Consider the following 470-nt stretch of genomic DNA (forward strand, 5'->3'; position numbering starts at 1 on the left):
CGACGACGGTCCGCCGCGCGGAGACGACGATGGTGCTCGGCACGGCGCTTGTCAACGCGATGATCACGATCAACACCGCCGCCGAGATCGCGATCGCGCCGTACATCAAAACGCTCGGGCGTCGCTTCAACATCAACGGCTACCGCCGCGCGAACATCCTCGACGCCAACACCTCGGCGCTCGGCTACATCTTCCCGTGGGGTGGCGGTCTGCTCGCGGGCTACTCGGCGATGCAGCGACTCCCCGAGCAGTACGAGTGGTTCACGCAGGCGATGGTGGTCAACCCCGCCTCGGTCTGGCCGTTCGTCTTCCACGGCTGGTTCCTCGTCGCCGTCTTCCTGCTCGCGGCGTGGACCGGCTACGGTCGTGAGTACATTTCCGACCGCGCGAGCGAGGAGGTGAGCCGCGTATGAGCCGCTTCGAGAAAGTGCTCGCTGGCCTCACCTTCCGTACTGCCACGCCGTCCTTCG

Annotated in this window: 1 protein-coding gene; it reads left to right on the forward strand. The window is 66.2% G+C overall.

Annotated elements, in window-relative coordinates:
• On the forward strand, positions 1-413 hold a 413-nt coding region (locus DEQ92_RS22375), incomplete at its 5' end, for a Na+/H+ antiporter NhaC family protein (protein WP_304999715.1).
• Between the last annotated feature and the right edge of the window lie 57 nt (positions 414-470).

Origin of the sequence: Haloferax sp. Atlit-6N (genome assembly GCF_003383195.1) — an archaeon.
In the GTDB taxonomy this organism is placed as follows: Archaea; Halobacteriota; Halobacteria; order Halobacteriales; family Haloferacaceae; genus Haloferax; species Haloferax gibbonsii.